Genomic DNA, 26,058 nt, shown 5'->3' with positions numbered 1-26,058 from the left:
GTCAGCGGACTCCACTGGTCAGGGCGCCCCGCAGGTCACGACGCAGCGCGAGGCGCTGGTAGACGAGGGCGACCACGAGCGAGATGAGGAAGAGGATGACGGCGATGGCGCTGCCGTAGCCGGGCTGCCCGGCGAACTGGCCCTGCTGCACCATGTAGGTCGCCATGGTCTCGGTGGCCATGCCGCGCACGGTCGGCGCGACGGTGACCCACACCATGTCGAACACCTGCAGCGAACCGATGATGGACAGGAAGGCCCAGATGCGGATGGTCGGCCCGAGGAGCGGGATCGTGATGTGGCGCTGGATCTGCCACCACGAAGCCCCGTCGAGCTGGGCGGCCTCGCCGAGCTCGTCCGGCACGCCCTGCAGACCGGCGAGGAACAGCAGGATCGCGAAGCCGATGTACTTCCACGTCAGGATGAAGAAGATCGTCCACAGCGCGATGTCCGGGTCGGCGAGCCAGTTGCGGGTGAGGGCGCCGAGACCGACGGCTTCGAGCATCGCGTTCACGGCGCCGTTGGGCTGCAGCAGCAGCTTCCACGACAGACCCGCGATGACCTCGGCGAGCACGTACGGGACGAAGATGAGCAGCCGGAGGGCGCCACGCCCGCGGAGCGGGCGGTTGAGGAGCAGGGCGACGCCGATCGCGATGGGCCCCTGGATGAGCAGTGACATCACGACGATGAAGAAGTTGTTGCCGATCGCTCGCAGGAACTCCGGGGTCGTCAGCGCCCGCACGTAGTTGTCGAAGCCGACGAAGCGCTCGGGGTCGGCCAGATCGTCCCACTGGAACGCGGCCGGGAGGTTGTAGAAGCTGTAGACCGCCGCGAGGATCACGGGCACGATCACGAACCCGAGGAACAGCACGAGGGCGGGTGCGACGAAGAGCAGGATCTCGACGCGCTTGCGTCCTTCGCGACGGCGGGTCTCGCGCGCGGCCGGGGTGGGGCCCGGGCCCGCGGTGACCGCGGGCCCGGGCGTGAGGAGAGCAGTCATGTCAGAGCGTGCCTGCGGCGTCTTCCATCTTGGTGACGACGTCCTCGGGCGTGCCGTTGCCGCCGAAGAGGTTGACGATGCCCTCATTCATGGCATTGCCGACCGTCGTGCCGTAGGCGGTGTCGAGCCACAGCTGCACGAAGGACGAGGCCGCGAGGCCCTCGGCGACCATCTTGAGGTTGGGGTCCTCGAGTGCGCTCTGCGCCTCGGCCACGGTGGGGATGCCCGAACCGCTGGCGGCGAACGTGGCCTGGACCTCGGGGCTCATGATGTAGGCGAGGAGCTCGGCGCACTCCGGGGGCGCCTCGGCGGAGCATCCGAATCCGTCCCCGCCGCCGAGCGCGGCGGTCGGGTCTCCGTCCGAGCCCTCGATCGCGGGGAACGGGAACCAGCCGAGGAACTCGGGGATCTCCTGGTCGGGGGTGAGGCCGCCGATGACACCGGCGTTCCAGTGGCCCATCAGCTCCATGGCCGCCTGCCCGTTGGCGACGAGACCGGCCGAGCTGCCCGCACCGGTCTGGGCCGGCGTTCCGAGGTAGCCCTCCTGGAACGGCTCGATCGCGAGGAAGTCCTGCAGCTGCTCACCGGCTTCGACGAAGCACTCGTCCGAGAAGTCGTACTCGCTCTCGGCGGCCTGCAGCGCCTCGGGAGAGCAGGAGTGGAGGGCGAACTGGTACCACCAGTGCGCGGCCGGCCACTTGTCGCCCGCGCCGACGGCGATCGGCGTGATGCCGGCGTCGCGCAGCTCGCCCACGACATCGATGAGCTCGTCGAGGGTGGTCGGCACCTCGACGCCGGCCTCTTCGAAGAGCTCGGTGTTGTACCAGAACCCCTCGATGCCGAACGTGAAGGGGACGCCGTAGGTGGCCCCGCCGACCTGCCAGGGGTTGACCGTCGCGCCGACCGCCTCGATCGTGTCGGGGATCGCCTCGTCGAGCTCCATGAGGTACCCGTTCTCGACCTGGTCGCGCAGCTCGCCACCCGGCCACACCTGGAACAGGTCCGGCGGGTCGCCCGCGGCCAGGGCGTTGGGGATCAGGGTGCGCTGCAGCTCCTCGTTCTGGTAGCCGGTCTGCTCGACCGTGACACCGGGGTTGGCGGCCTCGAACTCGGCGGCGACCTCCTCCCAGACGGCGGGCATCGGTCCCGAGGTGGCGTTGTGCCACCAGGTGATGGTGACGTTCTCGCCGTCGCCCTCGCCCTCGCCCCCGTCGGTGCCGGAGCCGGCGCAGCCGGCGAGCGCACCCATGACGAGGGCGGTCGCGGCGAGTCCTGCGGCGATCCGCGTCCTGCTGCGTGTGTTCATCCTCGAACCTCTCGAAAGTTTCGACTGCTTCGTCGAAAGTGATGTGGACGGTGCAAGAGTATGTCGCCCGACATTTCGAGTCAAGAGCAACAAATCCGGGGCGGATGCCTCGCCCGGCCGTACAGTGGGGGCGTGAACGATCAGGCCGCCTCCGCCGAGGGCGTGCGCCAGCGCAATCTGGCTCGGCTTCTTCGGCTGGTGCATCGCGAGGGCCCTCTGTCGCGCGCGGCCCTCACCGAGGCGACGGGCCTCAACCGCTCGACGATCGCCGACCTCGTGTCGGAACTCGCCCGTTTCGGCCTGGTCGAAGAGCGTGCGCCCGACCCGTCCCGAAGGGTGGGCCGGCCGTCCCCCGTCGTCGCGATCGCTCCCGGCGTCATCGCGATCGCGGTCAATCCCGAAGTCGACGCGCTGACCCTCGCCGCGGTCGGCCTCGACCGCGAGCTCGTCCTGCGCGAGCGGATCGACATCGACCACCTGCTCACGCCCGACGAGACCGCGACCCTGGTGGCGGAGCGGATCGGCGAGTGGCGCGCCGGGCCGCTCACCGGCGCGCGCATCGTCGCAGTCGGGCTCGCGGTCCCCGGACTGGTGCGGGCCGCCGACGGCCTCGTACGGAACGCCCCCCACCTGCTGTGGACAGACGCGCCGGTGCGCGACCTGGTCGCCGCGGCGACGGGGCTGCCCACCGTGGTCGGCAACGACGCGAGCCTCGGCGCACTCGCCGAGCACCTCTACGGGGCGGCGCGCGGCATCGATCACGTCGTCTACCTCAACGGCGGGGCGAGCGGCATCGGCGGCGGCCTCATCGTGCACGGGATGCCGGTGGCCGGCGCCGGGGGCTATGCCGGCGAATTCGGCCAGAACCGCCCGGGAATCCAGTCCGAGTCGGACCGGCGGGCCGACGGCGGCGTGCTCGAGGACGAGGTGAGCCGCGCGCTCCTCCTCGACGCCGTCGGACTCGGAGCCGCCGACGAGCCGACGCTGGCCGAGGCACTCGCCGCGTCGGCAGAACCCGCGGTGACCGCCGAGGTCGCGCGGCAGCGAGGCATCCTCTCCACAGCTCTGGCCAACGCCGTGAACGTGCTCAATCCGTCCGTCGTCGTGCTGGGCGGGTTCCTGGCGACGCTCGCGTCGATCGATCTCGCCGGGCTCACCGCTGCCGTCGGCGCGCAGGCGATGCCCTCGAACATGGAGGGGCTCGACATCCGCGTCGCCTCCCTCGCCGAGGACCGCCTGCTCATCGGCGCCGCCGAGGCGGCGTTCAAGCGACTGCTCGCCGATCCGACCGGCCCCGCCGCCTGACCGTTACACCGCCCTATCCGCGGGGTCAAGCGGGGTGAGGGATGCCCCGACCCGGCGCACGCTGGACGCAGGAGGTCCTTCTCATGAGCGATCCGAACACGTTCCCCGGCGGCCCCGGAGCACCTGGCGACCCCGGGATCCCCGGCGACCCGACGACCGAGCCCGGCACGGTGCCGGGCAGGCCGGAGCCCGCGATCCCCGCCGAGGACCCCTCGCCGTTCCCCGCCGAGCCCAACCCGCCCACGCCCGACGAGCCGCTCGCGCCGCATCCGGAGGAGCCGACGTTCCCCTCGCCGACCGAGCCGTCCACGCCCGAGCCCCCGGCCCCGACGCCCGACCCGACGACGCCCGCGCCGTCGTCGCCCATGCCGGACGCGCAGTACTGAGCGCGGCCCGAGGCGGCGGCGGACGGTCCGCCGCATCCGCCGGGCGAACCGGACGAACCGTCATGGCCGCCGCGCGTGCGCGCGGGTATCGTCGGGGAAAAGCCCGACGGAAGGCAGTTCCATGTCCACCACCGCGCAATCCGTGACCCGACGCCCCGCTCGCAGCGAGGCCGAACTGCAGCAGATGGCGAAGGACCACCTCTGGATGCACTTCGCCCGCCAGTCGGTGATGACCGAGGGGCCTGGAGTCCCGATCATCGTCAAGGGCGAGGGCCACCACATCTGGGACTCGCAGGGCAAGCGCTACATCGACGGCCTCGCCGGACTCTTCGTCGTCGCCGCCGGCCACGGCCGCAAGCGCCTGGCCGAGGTCGCCGCCAAGCAGGCCGAGGAGCTGGCGTTCTTCCCGATCTGGTCGTATGCGCACCCGGCGGCCATCGAGCTCGCCGACCGCATCGCCGGCTACGCGCCGGGCGACCTCAACAAGGTCTTCTTCTCGACGGGCGGCGGAGAGGCCGTCGAGACGGCGTTCAAACTCGCCAAGTACTACTGGAAGCTTCAGGGCAAGCCCACCAAGCACAAGGTGATCTCGCGCTCGGTCGCGTACCACGGCACACCGTCGGGCGCGCTCGCGATCACCGGCATCCCGGCGATGAAGTCGATGTTCGAGCCGCTCACGCCGGGCGGCTTCCGCGTGCCGAACACGAACTTCTACCGCGCCGAAGACATGGGGGCGCCCACCGGCAGCCTCGAGGAGTTCGGCGTGTGGGCGGCGGACCGCATCGAGGAGATGATCCAGTTCGAGGGCCCCGACACGGTCGCGGCCGTCTTCCTCGAGCCGGTGCAGAACTCCGGCGGCTGCTTCCCGCCGCCTCCGGGCTACTTCCAGCGCGTGCGCGAGATCTGCGACAAGTACGACGTGCTGCTCGTATCGGACGAGGTCATCTGCGCGTTCGGGCGCATCGGCCACATGTTCGCGTGCGACGCCTACGGCTACCAGCCCGACATGATCACGTTCGCCAAGGCGGTCACGAGCGGCTACTCGCCGCTGGGCGGCACCGTCATCAGCGACCGCATCTACGAGCCGTTCGCCCACGGCGACCGCGCGTTCTACCACGGCTACACGTTCGGCGGCCACCCGGTCTCCAGCGCCGTCGCGCTCGAGAACCTCGACATCTTCGAAGACGAGGGACTGCTCGAGAACGTGCGCGAGAACTCGCCGCTCTTCCGGTCGTCGCTCGAGCAGCTGAAGGACCTGCCGATTGTCGGCGATGTGCGCGGAGACGGGTACTTCTTCGGCATCGAGCTCGTCAAGGACAAGGCGACGAAGGAGACCTTCGACGACGACGAGTCCGAGCGACTCCTGCGCGGGTTCCTCTCGAAGGCGCTCTTCGACGCGGGACTCTACTGCCGCGCCGACGACCGCGGCGACCCGGTCATCCAGCTGGCACCGCCGCTCACCATCGGACCGGCGGAGTTCACCGAGATCGAGCAGATCCTGCGCTCCGTGCTGACGGAGGCCTGGACCAGGCTCTGAGTCTCCCTGAGACTCAGGAAGACGCCCGTCGGGAATTCCCGGCGGGCGTCTTCGCGTTCACCCCCGGCATGACCACAGTGGGAATCATCGGAGCAGGACACGTCGGATCGACCCTCGCGCGCGGCCTGGTGGACCGCGGGTACGACGTCGTGATCAGCAACTCGCGCGGTCCCGAGACGCTGACGGCGCTCGTCGCCGAGCTGGGTGCGCGCGCCACGGCCGGGACGGTGACGGATGCCGCGGCATCCGGCGACGTCGTCATCGTGACCGTGCCGCTCAAGGCCTACCAGGACGTGCCCGTCGAGCCTCTCGCCGGCAAGATCGTCCTCGACACGAACAACTACTACTGGGAGCGCGACGGCCGCATCGCCGAGCTCGACGAGAAGCGCGCGACGACGACGGGGCTCCTGCAGGAGCACCTGCCCGAGTCGAAGGTGGCGAAGGCGTTCAACCACATCATGTCGGGCGACATCCTGACGACCGGTGCGCCCGCCGGCACCGAGGGACGCCGCGCGCTCGCGACGGCCAGCGACCACGCGGATGCCTCGGCCTTCGTCGCTGAGCTCTACGACCAGTTCGGCTTCGACACCGTCGACATCGGGCCGGTGGACGAGAGCTGGCGCGTGGAGCGCGACCAGCCGGCCTACGTCGTGGCGCAGACGAAGTCCGAGCTCGAGGCGAACCTCGCGCGCGCGACTCGCTGATCAGGACGCGTTTCGTCTCGTCGCTTCGCTCCCCGCTCAGCGACCCGGGCAGCCTGCCGGCACCGCCGAACTCCTGCGCGGCGCCCGCCGAGGCTTCGTCGGCTCATCCGTGAGCCGTCGGCTCGACAGATGAGCCGACCTCCCGCAGATGAGCCGGGCAACACCCCGCCCGGCCGCTGGGCGGGCGAAGCGAGACGAATCGCGTCAGAGGGTGGCGGCGAACGGATCGAAGTCGGCGGGCAGCGAGCCGACCTCATCGACCGTGCTCTCGACCGGCACGAAGGACCGGCTCTCGACCGACTCCTCGATCGAGAGCAGCGTGTCGAGCACGTGGTAGCCGAATCGCCCCGTCGCCACGTGCGGGCGTCCGGCGCGGATCGACCGGGCCATGTCGAGCACTCCCAGTCCGCGCCCGGCGAGAACGCCTTCCTGCGGCACGTCCCGCACCTCCTGCACGACGGGCGCGGGCGGAACCACGGCCTCCTTCAGCGGACGCGTGATCGTGATCGCTCCCCCGAACGTGTTCGGGTCGGGGATGACGAGTGTTCCCTCGGTGCCGCTGATCTCGACGACGCCGTGCCGCAGGAGCGGGGAGTCGGTGCTGTAGAGGCTCTGCGCCTGGCCGCCCTCCTCGAACTGGACCAGAGCAGACACCGTCGAGGGGATCTCGACCGGGAACTGCTCGCCCGCCTGCGGCCCGACCTGCACTGCGCGAGACTCGGATCCCTTGAGGCCGAGCGCGGCGACGGCGGCGACCGGCCCGAACACGTGAATGAGTGCCGAGACGTAGTACGGCCCCATGTCGAGCAGTGGTCCGCCGCCGACGGCGTAGAGGAAGGCGGGGTTCGGGTGGAAGATCTCCGGTCCCTGCCACTGGAACGTCGTCTGCGCGAACAGCGGGCGTCCGATGTCGCCGCGCGCGATCGCGCGCTTGGCGGTCTGGACCCCCGGCCCGAGAACGGTGTCGGGCGCGACGCCGACACGCAGGCCCGCGGCATCCGCCTTCTCGAGCATCCCGAGCGAGGACGCGCGATCGACGCCGATGGGCTTCTCCGTCCACACGTGCTTGCCCGCCGCGATGATCGCCTCGGACACCTCCACGTGGACGGCCGGGATCGTGAGGTTCACCACGATCTCGATGTCGGGGTCGCCGAGGACGACGTCGACGCCGCCGGACCGCGGGACGCCGTACTTCTCGGCCTGCTCGCGCGCGCGGTCCTCGAGGACGTCGCCGATCGCGAGCACGTTCACGTCGGGGAACCGCGTGAGGCTCGTGAGGTACTGGTCGCTGATGTTTCCGGCGCCGATGAGGCCGACGCCGACCGGGGCCGCCATCAGCGGGCCGCCCGCTCGTCGAGGAACCGGCGGCTCTGCTCGATCCCGTCCCACAGATCGCCCGCATAGGCGTCGAACTCCACGATGGCGTATTCGAGGGCGGATGCCGCGTCCAGCGCCGCTTCGAGGGGAACGTTCCCGTTTCCGGCAGGCACCTGATCGGCGGGCGGATAGGCCGTGATCGCCTCGGCGTCGAGCGTGCCGTCCTTCACGTGAACCGCGATGACGCGGGCGCCGAGACGCTCGAGCAGCGCAGCCGAGTCGACTCCGGCGCGCGCCGCCCAGTAGAGGTCGACCTCGAGCACGACGCGCGGGTCGAGGAGGTCCGCGAGCAGCTCGAGCCCGTTCACCCCGTCGAACCGGGCCTCGAGCTCGTGCGCGTGGTTGTGGTAGCCGACGCGCAGGCCCCGACCGGCCGCGCGCTCGGCGGCGGCGTTGAGCAGGCGGGCGGTCTCCTCGATCTGCTCACGCGTCTCCCAGCGGGCCGGCTCGGTGTACGGGTCGATCACGGTGCCCATGCCGAGGATCTCGGCGGCGTCGAAGACCTCGTCGTGGGTCGCCACCGGCACCTGGGTGCCGCTGCCGTCGGGATTCACGAACGAGGTCGAGGCGAGGAAGGCGTGGCCGGTCGGTGCCGTCAGGCCGTGCGCCGAGAGGGCGGCGGCGAGGGGCTCGGCCCGGCGCACGAAGTCGTACGGTTCGACGGCGGTGAAGCCGCGGCGGGCGACCTCGGCGAGCGTGCCGTCGAGGTCGGACTCGAGAGCGTCCTTCACGGTGAACAGCTGAACGGATGTGAGTGCCGACATGGAACCTCTCCTCGGCGGTCGACGATGACGTGCACCCGGCGGGCGCATTCCAGCAAGCTAGCACAAAACCTCCACTCGGAGGTTTTTGTTCGGCTAGGATCTCACCATGCCCGACGACGCGTCCCCCTCCCCCGAGGACGACAGCGCGCCGCGAACCCGCGGGCCGTACGCCAAGGGGCTCGCGCGTCGCAGACAGATCCTCGATCGCGCGATCGACGTGTTCGCGCGCCGGGGCTCGGCCGGTACCAGTCTGCGGTCGATCGCTCAGGAGCTCGGCGTCTCGCACGCGGCCCTCACGCACTACTTCACCTCTCGCGAGGACCTGCTCGTGGAGGTGTACAAGGAGGCCGAGCGGCAGCAGGGCGAGGAGCATCCGCACAGCATCGATGCGTCGCCCGTCGACATCATGACGGAGTCGGCTCGGCGCAATCACGCCGTCCCCGGTCTCGTGCAGCTGTACTCGACCCTCGTCGCGGCGGCACTCGAGGACGGGCATCCCCACGCGACGCGGTTCGCGACGGACCGCTTCGCCCGCGTGCGCGCCGACCTCGTCGATCGGGTGCGACGTGGTCAGGCCGCCGGACGGCTGCGCGCCGACGTCGACCCGGACGCCGTGGCGTCGCTCGTCATCGCGGCGTCCGACGGCCTCCAGGCGCAATGGATGCTCGACGAGTCCGTCCCCCAGAGCGAGGCGCTCGACCTGCTGGCGCGCCTTCTCGCACCGCACGACCCCTTGACCGCGCCCGAGGGTTAGGCTGAGCCCCGTGGGGACCATCTACTACGGAGGGTCGGGCACGCCGATCCACATCGAGGACCGCGCACTGGCGCATCTCAAGGTCGTGATCGCGACGAAGCTCCGCCGCGATGAGAGCTTCACCGTCTCCTGGCGGCACCCCGACGACCAGGCTCGCGGTCGCAGCACCATCTGGCTGCATCCGTCCATCCCGCTGCGTTTCGTGTTCGACGACCCGGAGCCCACCGAGCTCAGCCGCGAGTGGATCGAAGACCTCGCCAACTCGGCGAACTCCTCGGGCGGGATCACCCTGGTCGCCGAGCACTTCGACACCGGGCCGGTGCCGGTGGTCGGCGACGGCGCCGAAGCCGACTTCTCCCTCGGCAGCGTCGAGGTCGAGAGTCTCGAGGTCGACCGGCTGACGGTCGCCGGCGAGGACGTCACGGCGAAGGACATCCCGACGACCGACTGAACCGGATCGTCGAGCTGGCCGGACCGGGACACTCCGCTCCCTCCGGCGCGTGGTCAACCGGCGTGCGCAGCCTCGGCGGAGGGCTCTTCGGCAGGCTCGGGGAGGATCGTCAGTCCTGCCGGCCCGCTCGCAGCCTGCATCAGCTCTTCCACCCAGAGCCGGTTGATGCGCGGCATCCGGCTTCCGAAGAAGTGGAACTGCAACGGCACCGACGGGTGGATCCAGAAGCTGCGGCGCCCGCTGCCGTCTCCGACCTCGACGTCGAACATGAAGGGCTCGGAACGGCGCAGCTTGTTCATGACGACGATGCGAAGGTGCGCCAGCGTGCGATCGTCGATGTCGACGGCATTCGCGGACGTGTCGTAGATGAACCGGCCCATGCGAGGAGCATAGGCCCGATGCCACCGCGGTGCGAACGACGCGTGGAGCGGGAGCACCCGTTCGCCCGAGGACAGCCCGCGATCAGATCGATGAGCGCTGGAGAGACGATCCCCCGGTCAGCCCCGAAAGGTCGAGAGGCCGGCGACGTCGTACGCCAGCTCGACCGCCTCGAAGATCGCGGCGTCGATCGTGCGGGGGGCGTAGGCGTCACCGATCGTCACCACGCGCGGAGCGGCTCCGTCGAGACCTGGGAGTCCCACCGCCGAGCGGGGCTCGGCGGCCACGATGGCATCCAGGTCCTCGAACCGCATCGATTCGCCCGTGAGGGTGTCGCTCGCCACGATGAATCCGCGACCTGCGGCCTCGACGAGCTGCGACGGGCGACGCCGGAACCCGCCGTGCGCCGCCAGCCGCTCCAGCAGGAGCGGACGGTCGTACCCGGCGCCGACATGGGGGAACGCCGTCTCGAACGGCGTCACCAGCTCGAGCTCCGACACAGCCCCGAGGAGCGTCAGCACGACGCCGGCAGCATAGGCCGTGCCGTCCGCATCGACGACGGCGATGCGGTTGCCGAGACGCGAGGGATCGGCGAGCGCCGCGAACGCGTCGACCGTGACGCCGGCCTCCGGAGCGACGCGGTAGGCGCCGCCGAGCGCGAGCGACGTCGTCGCCGGTGCGACCGCACCGGTCGCGACCACGATCCCGTCCGCGCCGACCGCGTGGAGCAGCTCGGCGTCTGCGGCCACACCCAGGCGCACGTGCACCCCCGCCGCATCGAGGTCGCGCACCAGGTCGTCCACGAGCAGCCCGATGCTTTCCCGGCCGGGAACGCGGCGTGCGAGCCGCAGCTGCCCGCCGAGCCCCGACGTGCGCTCGAGGAGCGTGACCTCGTGACCGTCGGTCGCCAGCTCCACCGCGGCGCGCATGCCCGCCGGCCCGCCGCCGACGACGACCCAGCGCTGCGGTGAGGCGGCGCGCGGGCGCTCGCCGCGCTCGCGCTCCCGCCCGGCGAGCGGGTTGACGGTGCACGACATCGGCAGTCCGCGGCTCCCGCGGCCGAGGCATCCCTGATTCAGGCGGATGCAGTGACGGATGCCTCGTCCCTGCGCGGAGGCTTCGCCGAGCAGCTTCCGGCCGAGGTCGGGGTCGGCGATCTGCGCACGCGTAAGGGCCACCATGTCGGCGAGGCCGGACGCGACGACCTCTTCGGCCTCCTCGACCGAGCGGGCGGCGCCGACACCGAAGACCGGCACCTCGGGGTTCGCCGCCTTCACCGCGGCGACGTCGTCACGCAGCCAGGCATACGGCATCGGAGACGACGGGAAGACGTAGTGGACGTTGTGATAGCCGCCGGCGGCGAGGTCGAGGAAGTCGATGCGCACCTCTTCGCGGAGCCGCGCGATCACCTCGCGCATCGCGGGGCCGTCGAGTCCGTCGGGGTGGAACTCGTTCGCGACGATCCGGATGCCGACGGTGTAGTCGTCGCCCACGCGACGGCGCACCGCGCGGAGCACCTCGCGCGGGAAGCGGGTTCGGCCGTCCAGATCGCCGCCGTACTCGTCGGTCCGGGCGTTGTAGAGCGGGGAGAGGAACTGGTGCAGCAGGTAGCCGTGCGCCATGTGGATCTCGACCCCGTCGAAGCCGCCCTCGCGCGCATTCGCGGCCGAGACCGCCCAGCCGTCGACGAGCGCGGCGATGTCATCGCGGTCCATCGCACGGGTCGCATGGGCGGTCGACGGCGACAGTATGCGCGAAGGGGCATACACGGTGCCGGGGCCGTCCGGCCGGTCGGGCTGAGCCTGGGCGCCGTGATGGTTGAGCTGCACGAAGACGCGGGCGCCGGCATCCCGGATCGCATCGGTCATGCGCCTGCTCGCGGCCACCGACTCGGGCCGGAAGGCATCCTGGAAACCGCGGATCGACCCCGACGGGTGCACGAAGTGATTGCCCGCGATGAAGAGGCCGCAGCCACCCTCGGCGCGCCGAACGTAGTACGCCGTCTCACGCTCGGACTCGACCCGGTCGGAGTACTGCTTGGAGTGCGCCGTCTGCATGATCCGGTTCGGCACGGTGGTCGCGCCGATGCGCAGGGGCGCGGCGAGCGCGGACCCCGGACGGTTCCGAGAAGGCGACGGGATGCCGGGACTCGCGCTCATCCTCCGAGACTACGTCGCTCCGGGCCGCCGGTCAGAGGGCCGCGAGCGCGCGGTCGAGGTCGCCGATGAGGTCGGCGACGCTCTCGATGCCCACCGACAGCCGCACGAGCTCCTCGGGGACCGCGAGATCGGTGCCGCGCACCGAAGCATGCGTCATCTCGTCGGGGTAGTTCATGAGCGACTCGACCCCGCCCAGCGACTCCGCCAGCTGGAAGATCCGAGTGGACTCCGCGAAACGGCGAGCGGATGCGGCGTCGGCGAGCTCCGCAGAGACGATGCCGCCGAAGCCGCTCATCTGCTGCGCGGCCAGCGCGTGCCCGGGGTGCGAAGCGAGCCCCGGGTAGTGCACGCGGGCGATCCTGGGGTGCGCGTCGAGGAACTCCGCGACGGCCTGCGCGTTCTCGCTGTGGCGCTGCATGCGGATCGCCAGCGTCTTCACTCCGCGCGTGGTGAGCCACGCGTCCATCGGACCCGACACGGCGCCCACCGCGAACTGGAGGAACTTCAGCTGCTGGTGCAGGGCATCGTCGTTCAGCACGAGCGCACCGCCGACGACGTCGGAGTGGCCGCCGAGGTACTTCGTCGTCGAGTGGACCACGACGTCGGCGCCCAGCGCGAGCGGCTGCTGCAGCGCCGGCGACGCGAACGTGTTGTCCACGACGACGAGCGCGCCTGCGGCGTGGCCGAGCCGCGCCAGACCGGCCACATCGGTGATGTGCAGCAGGGGGTTGCTCGGCGTCTCGACCCACACGATCTTCGCGGGACGCTCGCGCAGCGCCGCTTCGACGGCCCCGAGGTCGCGCATGTCGACGACACGCACCTTCACGCCCCATGGGCCGAGGACGCGCGCGATGAGCCGGTAGGTGCCGCCGTACGCGTCGTTGCCGAGGAGCACCTCGTCGCCGGGCTGGAGCGCCGCGCGCAGCAGCGCGTCCTCGGCGGCGAGGCCGGACGAGAACGAGAGGCCGTGCGTGGCACCCTCGAGCGCGGCGAGCTGGGTCTCGAGGGCCGTGCGCGTGGGGTTGCCGCTGCGGCCGTACTCGTAGCCGTTGTGGAGTCCGCCGATGCCGTCCTGCACGAAGGTCGTCGAGAAGTGCAGGGGCGGGATCACCGCCCCCGTCGTCGGGTCGAAGACCTGACCGGCGTGCACGGCACGCGTCTCGAAGCCGCGGGGGGCGGTGGGGTCGCTCATGCAGGGTGTCCTTCGGGTCGGTCGGAAGCGTGCGGGGCGTCGACGTCGAATCCGCGGGAGCGCATCCACTCGTCGTCGTAGATCTTCGAGAGGTAGCCGCGGCCGTGGTCGGGAAGCAGCACCACCACGACGGCATCGGCGGGCAGGTCACGGGCGACGCGAAGCGCTCCGACGGCGGCCATGCCGCTGGATCCGCCGACGAGGAGGCCCTCCTCGCGCGCAAGGCGGCGGGTCATCGCGAAGGCCTCGGCGTCGTCCACCCGCTCGTACGCGTGCACGACGGTCGGATCGAACGTCTCCGGCCAGAAATCCTCGCCGACCCCTTCGACGAGATAGCTGTGCACCGGGCCTCCCGAGTACAGGGAGCCCGCGGGGTCGACCCCCACGATGCGGACGCTGTCGCCGGACGCCTCGCGCAGGAAGCGGCCGGTGCCGGTGATGGTGCCGCCGGTGCCGATCCCGGCGACGAAGTGCGTGACCCGTCCGTCGGTATCGCGCCAGATCTCGGGACCCGTCGTCTCGTAGTGCCCGCGCGGACCGTTCTGGTTGGCGAACTGGTTCGGCTTGAACGCGCCGGGGATCTCTCGGGCGAGCCGGTCCGAGACGCTGTAGTACGAGCGCGGATCCTCCGGCGGCACGTTGGTGTCGGTCATGACGACCTCGGCGCCGTACGCCTTCAGGACCGCCACCTTCTCCCCCGCGAACTTGTCGGGCACGACGAAGATCATTCGGTATCCGCGCTGGAGGGCGAACAGGGCCAGCCCGACACCCGTGTTGCCGCTCGTGGGCTCGACGATCGTGCCGCCGGGCTTGAGGAGCCCGTCGCGCTCGGCCGCCTCGACGATGTTGCGGGCGATGCGATCCTTCGCCGAACTGCCGGGGTTGAAGTACTCCACCTTGGCGAGCACCGTCGCGGCGATGCCGTCGGTGACGCGGTTCAGGCGGACGAGGGGGGTGTTGCCGACGAGGTCGGCCACGCTTTCGGCGTAACGCACGGATGTGTCCTCGGTGTCGCCGCGCGGTGCGCGGGGTTGCTGTCGGGGTCGCGGAGGGATGCCGGAGGCACTCAGCGACAACAGCGACAGGTCAACACGTCGGAAAGTCTAGCCCGAGGCCGCCGCACCCGTCACGGACGATCTCCCCGCCCGCGCGTCACCCCCACGTCCGCCGCACGAGCAGCGCTCACTCCGGCGGGGCGGTGTCGGATGCCGCCTCTTTGCGCCGCGGGGCGAGGAAGAGGTTCGCGAGATAGCCCGTGAAGGTGCCGAAGATGCCCACGCCCGTGACGATCACCATGGTTCCGGCGAGCCGCCCGGCGTCGGTGACCGGGTACTGGTCGCCGTAGCCCACCGTCGAGATGGTGACGATGGTGTACCACAGCGCATCCGAGGCACTGGTGATATTGGCGCCGGGGGCGTACTGCTCCAGCCGCAGGATCAGCAGGCTGCCGAATTGCAGCACCAGGATGCCCAGGAGCAGCAGCACCAGCAGCGCGCTGTTCGCGCGGTCCCGCGTGATCGTGCTCCACACCGCGCGCGGGCCGACCTCCCGCAGGAGGCGGGTCACGCGGACGAGGCGGAAGGTGCGAAGGATCTTCGCCTGCGGGAACGGGAGGCTGGCGAGCAGGTCGGCCCAGCCGAAATGGCGGAAGAAGTACGCCGAGGCGGACGGCGCCGTGAAGATCCGGTACAGGAAGTCGCCTAAGAAGATCGCGCTGAAGAGCGCATTCATGACGTTGAGGATCTGCTGGAGCCCCGGATCTTTCACGAACGCGTAGACGAGGACGAGGTTGACGATCGAGATCACCGACAGGATGCCGATGAAGATCTCGTATCCGGTGTTCTTGAGCTCTGTGCGGGGTGCGGACATGGCGGGATTCTGGCACCCGCCCCGCCACCCGCGCGGGGTGATCTTGCGCGCTGCTCACGTCGTCAGCGGGTAGCGACGGCGCAGCAGGAGGCGCTGCGCCAGAGTCCACGTGACCGTGGTCGCCAGATAGAGCGCGGCGGCAAGCGGCACGAAGAGCGCGACGGCGGCCGTGGTGAACTGCAGGGCGCCCGCGACGCGCCCGACTCCGCCGGCACCCGGAGACGAGGCATCCGCTCCCGGCGCGATCGTCACGCGAAACGCGCGGCGGGTGATCTCGGCGACCGCGGCGATCGCAACGACAAGGCCACCGGACACCGCAAGCACCGGGATCGTCGCGGCGCCGGTCGCGAGGGCCGCGACGAGACTCGTCCCCAGGGGAACGCTCAGCAGCGACTGCGCGAGCAGCGTGTTCGGGTGGCCGGCGATCGTCCCGACGGCGAACAGCGCGTAGAGCAAGCCGAGCACCGGCGCCTGGGCGAGCATCGGAGCGCATCCGGCGAGCGGCGAGATCCCCTCGGTCGCATAGAGATCCATGGTCTCGCGGCGAAGGCGCTCCGGATCGGCGCGGTAGCGCCGCTGCAGAGCTCGAAGCCTCGGCGCCAGGCGACTTCGCGCCTGTTCGGCCTTGGCCTGTGCGATGCCCAGGGGCAGGAGCAGGGCGCGCACGACGAGGGTGACGAGGACGACGGATGCCGCAGCCGCCGCGTCGCCCGCGAGGGGGGTCAGCAGATCGGCTAGCCGCTCGAGTCCGGAGGAGGCCGCCTCCAGGAGGAAGGCGATGGGAGGAAAGGCGTAGAGGTCCATGGGGAGTCCGTTCGGTCGGTGAGCTGGTGGCGAAGCGGCCACCAGGGCACCGGGAACGCCGAGCAGCGCCCTCTCCCGGGCGGACGGCGAAACGGGCTCAGGCGGCCGGAACCGCCAGCCCCGGAGCTCGCGGACGCGAGTGCCCGGCGGCATCCGGGTGACTCTGCGCCGGCTGGACCGAGATGTCGATCGCGCGAAGCGGGTGCGGGGTGGAGCCGGCAGCGCCCAGCGCGACGTCGCGCAGGGCGACCGCGAGCACCAGCACCGCGACCGCCGCGAGGGCGAAGACCGCCACGGCGAGCGCGTCCGGCTCGCGGACGGCCGCACCGGCCAGGACCTCGAGGAGCGTGCGCAGAACGGCGTCGACCCACTCGCTCACGCAGTCCCCCTCTCGGTCGCGCTCACGCTAACACGGAGCCGTTCGGCCGTCATTCGGCGGCAGCCGGCGGCTCCCCGGCCTTCTCGCTGCGGCCGTGCTTGACGGCCATGGTGAGCAGGCGCACGCCGGCGCCCAGGAGGATCAGATTCAGGACCATCTGCACCGTGACGATCACCCGGGCGCTCTCGCCGACCGCCGTGATGTCGCCGAAACCGACCGTCGCGAAGACGGTCACCGTGAAGTACAGCGCATCCATGCGGCCGAGCTCGGCCGAGAAGGACGCGGGATCGTTGTGAGCCATGAGGAAGTACGTGGCGGCGAAGACGAGCAGATAGAGCGGCGCGATGACGGCCAGCGCTTCGATGGCGCGAATCCCCGGCTCTCCGGCCCGGATGATCGCGAGCACCTGCCAGACCGAGACCCCGATCAGGATCGCGGCCGCCACGAGAAGGGCGAGAGCGACCGAAAGCCCGTCGATCCAGTCGAGCGGGATCACGAAGTACAGCGTCACGAGGATGACGGCCGCGATGAGCGCGCGCAGGAGCCCCCACGCGACGAGCCGGCGTCGCTGCGCTCGGCTCAGTCGCTCGATCGGGGGTTCCGACACGGCTCCTCCTCCCCTCGGATTCCACGGTGGCCGCTCCGCGGCGCCCATGCATCACCCGCGCCGAGTGACTCGCTCCGGGTTTCTCCGGCCGCGGGCGGCAGTGGGATACTCGACGGGTGCCGCACCCCGCCCGCGGAGCACGACCATGAGCACCCCGCACCCCCACCGCGTCCCGCGCATCAGCGTCGTCGGCTCCGGTCGTGTCGGCCGTGCCGCCGCGTCGGCGTTGAGGGCGGCCGGCTACGAGGTGGCCGGGCCCGTCGGCCGGGGCGCGCCTGTCGCGCCCGCCGAGGTGATTCTCCTCGCCGTGCCGGACCGTGCGATCGCCGAGGTCGCCGCCGCCGTACGGTCCGACGGCGCCCTCGTCGGCCACACCTCCGGCGCGACCACCCTTGCCGAGGCGGGCGTCGACTTCGGCCTGCACCCGTTGCGCGCGTTCACGGGTGGTGAGGGCGCGGACGCCTTCCGAGGCGTCGGCTGCGCCGTGGCCGGCACGTCGCCCGAAGCGCTCGCCGTGGCCGCCGACCTGGCCCGTGCCGTGGGCGGTGAGCCCTTCGAGATCACGGACGCCCAGCGCGCCGGCTACCACGCCGCGGCTTCCATCGCCTCCAACTTCGCCGTGACGCTGGAAGCCGCCGCAGAACGGATGGCCGAGGCATCCGGTCTTCCTGCCGACTTCCGCAGGCACCTGGTTCCGCTCGTGCGCGGCACGGTCGAGAATTGGGCCGAGCATGGACCGCGCGCGGCGCTCACCGGACCCATCGTCCGCGGAGACGAGGCCACCGTCGCGCGTCAGCGTGAGGCGGTCGCGGCACACGCGCCCGAACTGCTCGCGCTGTTCGACGAACTGTGCGATCGCACCCGCGCACTCGCACGAACGGAGGAGTCCCCGGTATGAGAGTCGTCCGAACCGTCGCCGACGTGCGCCGCGCCGTGCGCGACGCGCGCGCTCGGGGAGCCTCGATCGGGCTCGTCCCGACGATGGGCGCCCTCCACGACGGCCATCTGTCGCTGGTGCGCGCGGCACGGGAGCGCAACGACCTCGTCGTCATGTCGCTCTTCGTGAACCCGACGCAGTTCGGGCCGAACGAAGACCTCGCAAGCTATCCGCGCGATGAGGGGCGCGATGCCCGCCTCGCGGAGGCGTCCGGGGTCGACGTGCTCTTCGCACCGGCCGTGGCCGAGGTGTACCCCGACGGCTTCGCGACCACGATCCACGTCGCCGGAATCACCGAAGTGCTGGACGGGGCGTCGCGCGGGCCCGGCCACTTCGACGGCGTCGCCACGGTCGTCACGAAGCTCTTCCAGATGGTCGCGCCCGATGACGCGTACTTCGGGCAGAAGGATGCCCAGCAGGTGCTCGTCATCCGTCGCCTCGTGCGCGACCTCGACATGCCCGTGCGCGTCGTCGCATGCCCGATCGTCCGCGAGGCGGACGGCCTGGCGATGAGCTCGCGCAACGTCTACCTGGACCCGGCCGCTCGCGCACAGGCGACCGCGCTGAACCGCGCGCTGGGGGCCGCCGAGCAGGCGGTGGCGGAGGGGCGGACGGATGCCTCGGCCGTCGTCGGCGCGGCATCCCAGGTCCTGGCCGCCGCCGGGATCGAACCCGAGTACCTGGAGCTGCGCTCCCCCGACGATCTGCGGGAGCTCGCCCGCGTGGACGGACCGGCCCTGCTGGCCGTCGCCGCGCGGGTCGGGGCGGCCCGGCTCATCGACAATCGCATCCTGGAGGCCGCACCATGAGCGCTGGAACCCGCACCCCCGACGCTCCCGCCGAGCGTCCGCGCATGACGTTCGCGAGGCTGGCAGCCCAGAAGGCGAACGCCGAGCCGATCGTCATGGTGACCGCCTACGACTACCCGAGTGCGCAGATCGCCGAAGCGGCGGGCGTCGACATGGTGCTGGTCGGCGACTCGGCGGCGATGACCGTGCTCGGCCACGAGAGCACCGTGCCGGTGACCGTCGAGGAGATGCTGATGCTCACCTCGGCGGTGCGGCGCGGCCTCTCGAGCCCGATGCTGGTCGCCGACCTCCCCTTCGGCTCGTACGAGGGCTCGGATGAGCAGGCCGTCGCGACCGCGCAGCGCTTCGTCAAGACCACCGGCTGCGACGCGGTGAAGATCGAGCGCGGCGGATCGTCGGTCGACCGCGCCCGGGCGATCGTCGCCGCCGGGATCCCCGTCATGGGCCACGTCGGGCTGACGCCGCAGACAGCGGCGACGATCGGCGGGTACCGCGCGCAGGGACGCACCGCCGAGGAGGCCGTCGCGCTCTGCGAGAGCGCGGTGGCACTGCAGGATGCCGGGTGCTTCGCCATCGTGTTCGAGGCGATCCCCTCGGCGGTGACCGAGGCGATCATGCCGCGCCTGAGCGTCCCCGTGATCGGGATCGGCGCAGGTCCGGCGACGGACGGTCAGGTGCTGGTGTTCCACGACCTCCTCGGCATCTACGACGGGCACGCGGCGCGGTTCGTGAAGCGCTACGCCGACGTGCGCTCCGCCATGATCGAGGGCGTGACGGCGTACACCCGCGAGGTGCGCACTCGTGCGTACCCTCAGCCGGAGCATGGCTACGGAATGCCCGCCGAGGAGGCGGCGAGGCTGCGCGCGATCCTCGACGCCAGCGCCCCGCCGCGGGTCAAGCGCGCCTGAGCGACCTCACTCGAGACCGTGCTCGTGCACGGTGCTCGAGAGCGTCGAACCGTTCAGCTCCAGGTAGAGCTGCCCCTCCGTGACCGACAGCGTCATGGTGTTGCGGCGGTCCAGAAGGGCCGCTGCCGCGTCGATGAATCCAGGATCGAAGCTGTACAGCCGAACGGCGTCGGCCCCGTGGATCCGCTTGCCGGTCCACGCGGCGCGCACCTTGGCGGGATCGCGGTGCGTGTAGACGACCGTGCGGTCGGCGAGCCTGCTGCCGTGGTGGAGGCGGTCGGCATCCGGCGCGCCGACCTCGATCCACGCGGTGATCCGCCCGGTCACGTCGCGGATCAGGACCGCGGGCTCGTCGGTGGCGGCGACGCCCTCGGTGAACGCGATGCCCTCCTCGTACTCGAGGCAGTACGCGAGCACTCTCGTCATCATGAATGCGGCCGTCTCGGACGGATGCTGCGCCACCCGCAGCGCGAGGTCGTCGTAGACCCCGCGGTCGACGTCGGCCAACTGCACCGAGAAGGTGTGCATCGTCGCCCCGAGCGCCATAAGCGACCAGCCTAGGGCCGCACGCGGCGATCCGACGCATCCGCGTGCGTGCCCCCGCACGAGGAGAGGGTCCCCTCTGCGGAGCAGGAGGGACCCCCTCGGTGCGCGTGCGCGTCAGACGGGCACGGCGGTCCAGAACGCGGACGGGCCGAGCTGGCCCGGGATGAGGATGATCGGCCCGCCCGTGCCGCCCGTCGAGGACCACGACCACGACCAGGTCCACGTGCCGGTCGCGTCCTTCGGAGCGACCGTCACCGTGACGATGCCGGTCGCCGCGGTGCCGGCGCTCGCAGCCTTCGCGCCGAAGGCGAAAGTCCCTGCGGTGGTCGGCGTTCCGGAGAGGAGTCCGGCCGGCGAGAGCGTGAGACCGGCCGGAAGAGTCCCGGACGCGACCGACCAGGCATAGCGCCCGTCACCGCCCGTGGCCACGAGCAGGGCGCCGAAGGCGAACCCGACCTTGCCGCTGAAGGACTGCGAGGCGACGGCGGTCGCCCGCGTCGCCGGGGGCGTGGTCGGCGCGGGGTTGACCGTCAGCCGTACCGAGGTCTTCGCGGAGACGTTCTTCGCGTCGGTGACCGAGACAGCGATGTCGAACGTTCCGGCCGCGGACGGCGTGCCGCTCACGGAGCCCTTCGCCGCATCGAGCGACAGCCCGGCGGGAAGGTTCGCGGCCGAGAACCGGTAGGGCGCCGTCCCGCCCGACGCCGTGGCCAGTGTCGCGCTGTAGGCCTTGCCGACCGTCGCTGCGGCCGGCGCCGCCGGCTTGATCGCCAGCACCGGGGCGGGCGGCTGCGCCGCACCTCCGGTCTCGACCGAGATCGTGTACCGCCCGAGCGAGCCGTAGTCCGAGTACAGCCCGGGGGTGAGCGGGTCACCTGTGCCGATGCCGTCGACGGTCGCGGTGTAGGTGGCGCCGCCGGCCGGCAGATCTCCGCTCCACGTCGCGCCGAGTCCGGTCGCCTGCGACTCGTTCACCTTCGCGACGCCCGGGTCGACCGTCGCGACGACCGCGCCCTGCGCATTGCGGACCGTCAGGAGCACGTCCAGATCGCCGAACTGCTGCGGTGTGCTGACCGTGATCGTCGTCGAGCCGCTGCCGGTGAACCGGAATGCATCGACGTCCGTCCGCGTCTCGATCACACCCTCGATCTCCTGACCGTCCGCGATCGCGCTCGCGGCAGCCCCGTCGCCGTGGTCGTCGGCGACGCGGGGCGCGCTCTGTGCGATCACCGCAAGGTCGTCCTGCGTGGTGTTGCTCGCTCCGCTGTACTCGCCCTTGCTCCACTGGGAGACCGGCTGGGCGTAGCCCACGCCCATGATCGGCGCCCAGGGCTCGGTGCCTTTCGAGTAGTCGGCCGTCGGGGTGCCGTCGTGCGTGAGTCCGAAGTTGTGCCCGACCTCGTGCGATGTCGCCTCGCCGATGGCCTTGCCCGTCGTGCCGACTCCGTCCGTGTACACCAGCGCGGGCTGGTAGTAGGCGTGGTCGCTGTCGTGGCTGAACACGCCGATGTACGCCTGCCCGCCGCATCCGCAGAGCTTCTGCATGTTGCCGGGATCGGCGGTGATCACCACGCGCGAGCCGAACTGGAGGTCAGCGGCCGAGCTGCGTGTGATGGCGGCATCACCCGGGTTGCGCGTGGTGACGTTCACGTCGAACGGCGCGTAGTCCTCGGAGACGATCTGCCACACGCGCTGGATCTCGGTGCGCTCGGCATCGCTGAAGGTCGACTCGTCGCCGTCGATCGAGTAGGCCTCGGCGACGATGCGAGCGCTGTTCACCCGCTTGTTCCACGCGGTGCCCTCGATGGTGTGCCCGTCGAAGTCGAGGAAGATCGTCCGATCGGATCCGGGCCGGGACTCCAGCTCGAACGTCTCGCTGAGAGGTCGCATCAGGCTCACCGCGGGAGCGGCCGCGTCGACCACCGGGTCGATGTGATCGTCATGCTCGGCCAAGGGCTCGCTGAAGAATGCCTTTCCGCACTCATCGAGCCACAGCGAGTCGTCCTTCGTCGCGATCGCCTTGAGCGCCGCAATGGCCTCGGAGTTGATGGCGGCCGCCTCGGTGAAGGCGCTCAGGTCCTCGGCCAGGACCTCGATGGCCCGCTGCGCTTCGTCGAGGAGCGGATCAGCGGCGCACGGGGAGCCGAGCGCCACCGCGGTGGCGCTCGCCGGGGGTGCGACGATGCCGCCGGAAAAAAGGGCGGTCGCCGCCAGAGCGGCGAGAACCGCGAATGGTGTGATCTTTCGCGTCATTGCAAACTGCCTTCCGTGTGAGGGGAACTGCACTCGGTAGAGACAGATCGGGCAGATCGGTGACGCGGTTTTGCGAATTATTTCGATTCTGTGAGCGGACGCAGGCGCAGAGCCTGCATGCCGCCGTCGACCGCGAGCGCGACTCCGGTCGTCGACCCGGACCGCGGGCTCACGAGATAGGCCACGGCCTCGGCCACCTCGTCGGCCGAGACGAGCCGTCCATGCGGCTGCCGGGCTTCGAGGGCCTTGCGTTCGGCGGCCGGGTCCGGGGAAGCCGAGAGGAGGCGATCGATCCACGGAGTGTCGGCCGTGCCGGGGTTCACGGCGTTCACCCGAATACCCTCGCGGAGATGGTCGGCGGCCATGGCAAGCGTCAGCGACTGCACCGCCCCCTTGGTCGCGCTGTAGAGAGCGCGCTGCGGAAGGCCGGCCGTGGCGGCGACGGACGAGGTGTTGCAGATGGCGGCGGCGGGCGACCGGCGCAGGTGCGGGAGGGCGGCCCGGCTCACCCGCGCGACGCCCACGACGTTGATGTCCCACACGCGGTGCCACTCCTCGTCGGTGTTGGCGGCGATGTCGCCCTGCGCGCCGATTCCCGCGTTGTTCACGACGATGTCGATGCGGCCGAAGGCCTCGGCGACCTGGGCGACACCGGCGACCACCGAGCCGTCGTCGGTGACGTCCACCGCCACGGCGAGATCGGCGTGCGGCGCAGCATCCGGATTCAGATCGAAGACGGCGACCGTCGCGCCGCCTTCGCGGAGGCGATGCGCGATGGCGGCTCCGAGTCCGGACGCTCCGCCGGTCACGATGGCGACGAGGTTCTCAAGCGGTCTGATCACGATGCTCTCTCCGGTTCAGCGGGCGATGACGTTCTGACGCTGGCGTCCGAGACCCTCGATCTCGAGCTCGACCACATCGCCGGCGGCGAGGTACGGGAAGCGCCCCGACAGCGCGACGCCTTCGGGGGTGCCGGTGAGGATGAGGTCGCCCGGCTCGAGGACGAGGTACTGGCTCAGCTCCCACACGATGCGGTCGATGCCGAAGATGAGGTCGGCGGTGCGCGAGTCCTGGCGCGGCTCCCCGTTCACCCAGCTGCGCAGGCGGAGGTCGTCGGCGCGGACTTCGTCGGGAGTCGCGAGCACCGGGCCGAGAGGGCAGAAGCCGGGTGCGGACTTGCCCTTCGACCACTGGCCGCCCGACACCGCGAGCTGCCAGTCGCGCTCGGACAGGTCGTTGGCGATCACGAACCCGGCGATGTGCCCGCGCGCGTCGAGCACGGACTCCAGGTACGACGCGCGGGCCCCGATCACGACGCCGAGCTCGACCTCCCAGTCGGTCTTCGTGCTCCCCTTCGGGATCGCGAGCGCGTCGTCCGGGCCGACGATCGTGTTCGGCGACTTCATGAACATCACCATGTTCTCGGGCGGGGCCGAGCCCGACTCCGCGGCGTGCGCGGCGTAGTTCATCCCGATGCAGTAGACGGCGGACGGCCGGGCGATCGGTGCGCCGACGCGCAGCGCCGCAGCATCGGGGACGAGCGGCAGCCGGCCCTCGTCGAGCGCCCGGCGCACGGCGTCGGCGGGACCCCGCTCGAGGAAGGCGCCGTCGATGTCGTCCGTGATGGGCCGCAGATCGTACGCGCGCTCGCCGTCCCAGACGACGGGCATCTCCGCGCCGACCGGCCCCAGCCGTGAGAACTTCATCGAACCACTCCTCCGAACGTCGGAACTCTGGGGATCGGAATTCACCCCACGCGCCGATTGTCGCATAGGTTCGAGGATCAAGCACCCGATACGTCGGATGTTTGATGCAACAATGGACCGTCCGCCACCGGTGGCGGACAGAACCCACTCGGAGGGGAATCCCATGACCGTCGATTTCGGCCGCCTCGGACTGGGCACCGCCCCGATCGGCAACCTCTACCGCGAAGTCGACGACGACAGGGCCCGGCAGGTCCTGCACGCAGCGTGGGACGGCGGCATCCGCTACTACGACACCGCCCCCCACTACGGACTGGGACTGGCGGAGCGCCGCCTGGGGGCGTTCCTGCGCGAGAAGCCGCGTGACGAGTACCTCATCTCGACCAAGGTGGGGCGACTGCTCGATCCCAATCCCGCGTTCTCGGGCGGCCGGGACCTCGCCAACGGCTTCGACGTGCCCGACGACCTCGTCCGCCGATTCGATCCGAGCGCCGATGGCGTGCGGCGCTCGATCGAGGACTCCCTCGAGCGGATGGGAGTCGACCGCATCGACATCGCCTTCCTGCACGACCCCGAGGCGTACGACCTCGACCGAGGTCTCGCCGAAGGGCTGCCCGCCCTGGCAGCACTGCGCGACGAGGGGGTCGTCGGCGCGATCGGCGTCGGCGTGAACGACTCCGCGGTCGCCGCGCGGGCGGTTGCCGAGGGCGACCTCGACGTCGTGATGGTCGCAGGAAGGTACACGCTCCTCGACCAGCGGGCGGCTGACGACCTTCTGCCGATCGCCGCAGAGCGAGGGGTGAAGATCGTGGCGGCCGCGCCGTTCAACTCCGGCCTGCTCGCGAGCACGGCCCCTCGCAACGGCGGCACCTTCGACTACGGCGAGGCGCCGCGTGAGATCCTCGACCGCGCGGAGGAGGTGGCGCGCACGTGCCGTGAGTTCGGCGTCGAGCTTCCTGCGGCCGCACTGCAGTTCGCCCTGCGCAACCCGGTCGTGGCCACCGTCGTGGTCGGAACTGCGAACGCCTCATCGATCCGCGAGAACCTCACGCGCATGGCTGCGCCGCTGCCGGATGAGCTGTGGTCGACCCTTGCGCAGCGCGGGCTCGTCAGGGATCCCCTCCTGTCCGCGGATCCCCCGGCCGACCACTGAGGGGACCGGACCCCGGCGTCGCCCCGACGGGCAGCGCGCACGTCAGGACTCGGGCCGCGAGGCATCCCGCAGCCACTCCTCGATACCCGCGATGTGCACCAGCGTGAGCGCCTCGGCGAGCCGCCCATCTCCCCGGCGCAGCGCCTCGAGGATGCCGCGGTGCTCGGCGATCGTGCGCTCGGTCGCGCCGCGCTGCGTGATGCCGCGCCAGAGACGGGCGCGGACGGTGCCGCTCGACATGGATTCGACGAGCCCGCTCAAGTACGCGTTGCCGGATGCCTCGACGATCGCGTGGTGGAAGTCCAGGTCGTGCCGCACGAGCTCTTCCACCTCCGTCCCCGGATGGATGGATCCGATCATGTCGTCGAGCCGGGCCAGCGCGTCGGGAGTGATGCTTTCCGCGGCGAGGGCGGCGGCTGCGGGCTCGAGGATGCGGCGCACGGCGAAGATCTCGAGCACCGATCGATCGGTGTGCAGGTCGACCACGAAGGCCATCGCCTCGAGGAGCAGGCGCGGTTCGAGGCTCGTGACATAGGTCCCGTCCCCTCGGCGGACATCCAGCACGCGGATGACTTCGAGCGCCTTGACCGCCTCGCGGAGGGAGCTTCGCGACAGACCGAGCCGCTCGCTCAGCTCCTTCTCGGGCGGAAGACGGTCCCCGGGAGCCAGATCACCGGACGTGATCATCTCGCGGATCTTGAGGATCGCCTCATCGGTCACGGCCATGGCGCCATCCTAATGATGCGCCGCGCCAGACATCGGATCTCTCGTCGACGCTGG

General features: G+C 71.0%; 26 protein-coding genes and 1 pseudogene. 10 read left to right on the top strand and 17 right to left on the bottom strand.

The features are described 5' to 3' along the window. Nucleotide 1: 1 nt before the first annotated feature. Together HF323_RS00640 and HF323_RS00635 are read right to left on the bottom strand one after the other, a co-directional pair. Entirely contained in the window at nt 2-997 is a 996-nt protein-coding gene (locus HF323_RS00640; protein ID WP_169580653.1) for a sugar ABC transporter permease, read from the bottom strand. Nucleotide 998: 1 nt separating this feature from the next. Then, nucleotides 999-2,303: an extracellular solute-binding protein gene (locus tag HF323_RS00635; protein WP_169580652.1), complete on the bottom strand. Its 1,305-nt coding sequence runs from the start codon at nt 2,301-2,303 to the stop codon at nt 999-1,001. Nucleotides 2,304-2,435: 132 nt separating this feature from the next. Between HF323_RS00635 and HF323_RS00630 the strand changes: the two genes are divergently transcribed. From HF323_RS00630 to HF323_RS00615, 4 genes are all read left to right on the top strand, one after another. Next, entirely contained in the window at nt 2,436-3,608 is a 1,173-nt protein-coding gene (locus HF323_RS00630; protein WP_169580651.1) for an ROK family transcriptional regulator, read from the top strand. A gap of 83 nt (nt 3,609-3,691) precedes the next feature. After that, a complete protein-coding gene (locus HF323_RS00625) occupies nt 3,692-3,994 on the top strand; it encodes a hypothetical protein (protein WP_169580650.1) in 303 nt (100 codons plus the stop codon). Between the two features lie 121 nt (nt 3,995-4,115). Next, nucleotides 4,116-5,531 (top strand): aspartate aminotransferase family protein, encoded by a 1,416-nt coding sequence (locus tag HF323_RS00620; protein WP_169580649.1) that lies wholly within the window; start codon nt 4,116-4,118, stop codon nt 5,529-5,531. A 68-nt stretch (nt 5,532-5,599) separates the two neighbouring features. After that, nucleotides 5,600-6,235, top strand: a complete 636-nt coding sequence (locus HF323_RS00615) for an NADPH-dependent F420 reductase (RefSeq protein WP_169580648.1) — start codon at nt 5,600-5,602, stop codon at nt 6,233-6,235. A gap of 204 nt (nt 6,236-6,439) precedes the next feature. Here HF323_RS00615 and HF323_RS00610 read toward each other — a convergent pair whose 3' ends face one another. Beyond that, nucleotides 6,440-7,570, bottom strand: coding sequence for a Gfo/Idh/MocA family oxidoreductase (locus tag HF323_RS00610; RefSeq protein ID WP_169580647.1), 1,131 nt, complete (start codon nt 7,568-7,570; stop codon nt 6,440-6,442). Next, complete coding sequence (locus tag HF323_RS00605) at nt 7,570-8,376, bottom strand: sugar phosphate isomerase/epimerase (protein WP_169580646.1); 807 nt, start codon at nt 8,374-8,376, stop codon at nt 7,570-7,572. Before HF323_RS00605 ends, HF323_RS00610 begins: the two co-directional genes overlap by 1 nt. A 106-nt stretch (nt 8,377-8,482) precedes the next feature. On the opposite strand from HF323_RS00605, the gene HF323_RS00600 reads away from it, so the two are divergent. After that, nucleotides 8,483-9,130, top strand: coding sequence for a TetR/AcrR family transcriptional regulator (locus tag HF323_RS00600; protein ID WP_169580645.1), 648 nt, complete (start codon nt 8,483-8,485; stop codon nt 9,128-9,130). A gap of 10 nt (nt 9,131-9,140) precedes the next feature. Further along, nucleotides 9,141-9,431: pseudogene (locus HF323_RS00595) on the top strand (hypothetical protein); the annotation flags it as partial. A gap of 203 nt (nt 9,432-9,634) precedes the next feature. Here HF323_RS00595 and HF323_RS00590 read toward each other — a convergent pair. The 8 genes from HF323_RS00590 to HF323_RS15560 all read right to left on the bottom strand — a co-directional run bounded on the left by HF323_RS00590 (nt 9,635) and on the right by HF323_RS15560 (nt 16,969). Continuing rightward, nucleotides 9,635-9,961, bottom strand: coding sequence for an ATP-dependent DNA ligase (locus HF323_RS00590; protein ID WP_169580644.1), 327 nt, complete (start codon nt 9,959-9,961; stop codon nt 9,635-9,637). A gap of 117 nt (nt 9,962-10,078) precedes the next feature. Continuing rightward, nucleotides 10,079-12,118, bottom strand: coding sequence for an NAD(P)-binding protein (locus tag HF323_RS00585; RefSeq protein WP_169580643.1), 2,040 nt, complete (start codon nt 12,116-12,118; stop codon nt 10,079-10,081). Nucleotides 12,119-12,149: 31 nt separating this feature from the next. Then, the gene (locus HF323_RS00580; RefSeq protein WP_169580642.1) at nt 12,150-13,310 is read right to left on the bottom strand and encodes a cystathionine gamma-synthase; all 1,161 of its coding nucleotides are present in this window, start codon (nt 13,308-13,310) and stop codon (nt 12,150-12,152) included. Beyond that, on the bottom strand, nt 13,307-14,305 hold the full coding sequence (locus HF323_RS00575) for a pyridoxal-phosphate dependent enzyme (protein WP_169580641.1): 999 nt from the start codon (nt 14,303-14,305) through the stop codon (nt 13,307-13,309). The genes HF323_RS00580 and HF323_RS00575 overlap by 4 nt, the downstream gene beginning before the upstream one ends. A 187-nt stretch (nt 14,306-14,492) precedes the next feature. Further along, nucleotides 14,493-15,179, bottom strand: a complete 687-nt coding sequence (locus HF323_RS00570) for a potassium channel family protein (protein WP_169580640.1) — start codon at nt 15,177-15,179, stop codon at nt 14,493-14,495. Between the two features lie 54 nt (nt 15,180-15,233). Next, entirely contained in the window at nt 15,234-15,983 is a 750-nt protein-coding gene (gene yidC, locus HF323_RS00565) for a membrane protein insertase YidC (protein WP_169580639.1), read from the bottom strand. Between the two features lie 97 nt (nt 15,984-16,080). Then, the gene (locus tag HF323_RS00560; protein WP_169580638.1) at nt 16,081-16,362 is read right to left on the bottom strand and encodes a DUF6412 domain-containing protein; all 282 of its coding nucleotides are present in this window, start codon (nt 16,360-16,362) and stop codon (nt 16,081-16,083) included. Nucleotides 16,363-16,411: 49 nt separating this feature from the next. Further along, complete coding sequence (locus HF323_RS15560; RefSeq protein WP_211160174.1) at nt 16,412-16,969, bottom strand: potassium channel family protein; 558 nt, start codon at nt 16,967-16,969, stop codon at nt 16,412-16,414. Between the two features lie 145 nt (nt 16,970-17,114). On the opposite strand from HF323_RS15560, the gene HF323_RS00550 reads away from it, so the two are divergent. From HF323_RS00550 to panB, 3 genes are read left to right on the top strand one after another with little or no spacing between them, the layout of a single operon-like run. After that, complete coding sequence (locus tag HF323_RS00550; protein ID WP_169580637.1) at nt 17,115-17,867, top strand: DUF2520 domain-containing protein; 753 nt, start codon at nt 17,115-17,117, stop codon at nt 17,865-17,867. After that, a complete protein-coding gene (gene panC, locus HF323_RS00545) occupies nt 17,864-18,715 on the top strand; it encodes a pantoate--beta-alanine ligase (protein WP_169580636.1) in 852 nt (283 codons plus the stop codon). Before HF323_RS00550 ends, panC begins: the two co-directional genes overlap by 4 nt. Next, complete coding sequence (gene panB / locus HF323_RS00540) at nt 18,712-19,623, top strand: 3-methyl-2-oxobutanoate hydroxymethyltransferase (RefSeq protein ID WP_169580635.1); 912 nt, start codon at nt 18,712-18,714, stop codon at nt 19,621-19,623. The genes panC and panB overlap by 4 nt, the downstream gene beginning before the upstream one ends. Nucleotides 19,624-19,629: 6 nt before the next feature. Here panB and HF323_RS00535 read toward each other — a convergent pair whose 3' ends face one another. From HF323_RS00535 to HF323_RS00520, 4 genes are all read right to left on the bottom strand, one after another. Then, nucleotides 19,630-20,169, bottom strand: coding sequence for a YaeQ family protein (locus tag HF323_RS00535; protein ID WP_169580634.1), 540 nt, complete (start codon nt 20,167-20,169; stop codon nt 19,630-19,632). A 114-nt stretch (nt 20,170-20,283) separates the two neighbouring features. Beyond that, nucleotides 20,284-22,422 carry an Ig domain-containing protein gene (locus HF323_RS00530; protein WP_169580633.1) on the bottom strand — a complete coding sequence of 713 codons (2,139 nt, stop codon included), beginning with the start codon at nt 22,420-22,422 and terminating at the stop codon, nt 20,284-20,286. Between the two features lie 77 nt (nt 22,423-22,499). Further along, nucleotides 22,500-23,261 (bottom strand): SDR family oxidoreductase, encoded by a 762-nt coding sequence (locus HF323_RS00525; protein ID WP_169581304.1) that lies wholly within the window; start codon nt 23,259-23,261, stop codon nt 22,500-22,502. Between the two features lie 18 nt (nt 23,262-23,279). After that, nucleotides 23,280-24,128: a fumarylacetoacetate hydrolase family protein gene (locus tag HF323_RS00520; protein WP_169580632.1), complete on the bottom strand. Its 849-nt coding sequence runs from the start codon at nt 24,126-24,128 to the stop codon at nt 23,280-23,282. Nucleotides 24,129-24,291: 163 nt separating this feature from the next. Here HF323_RS00520 and HF323_RS00515 point away from each other — a divergent pair, with 163 nt between their 5' ends. Beyond that, on the top strand, nt 24,292-25,278 hold the full coding sequence (locus HF323_RS00515; protein ID WP_169580631.1) for an aldo/keto reductase: 987 nt from the start codon (nt 24,292-24,294) through the stop codon (nt 25,276-25,278). Between the two features lie 42 nt (nt 25,279-25,320). On the opposite strand, the gene HF323_RS00510 is transcribed toward HF323_RS00515, so the two are convergent. Continuing rightward, complete coding sequence (locus tag HF323_RS00510) at nt 25,321-26,004, bottom strand: FadR/GntR family transcriptional regulator (protein WP_169580630.1); 684 nt, start codon at nt 26,002-26,004, stop codon at nt 25,321-25,323. Between the last annotated feature and the right edge of the window lie 54 nt (nt 26,005-26,058).

This window comes from Microbacterium sp. MF43 (assembly GCF_012847295.1).
Classification (GTDB): Bacteria; Actinomycetota; Actinomycetes; order Actinomycetales; family Microbacteriaceae; genus Microbacterium.
The sequence above is the reverse complement of the archived record's forward strand: the minus strand, read 5'-3'. Positions and strand labels throughout refer to the sequence as shown.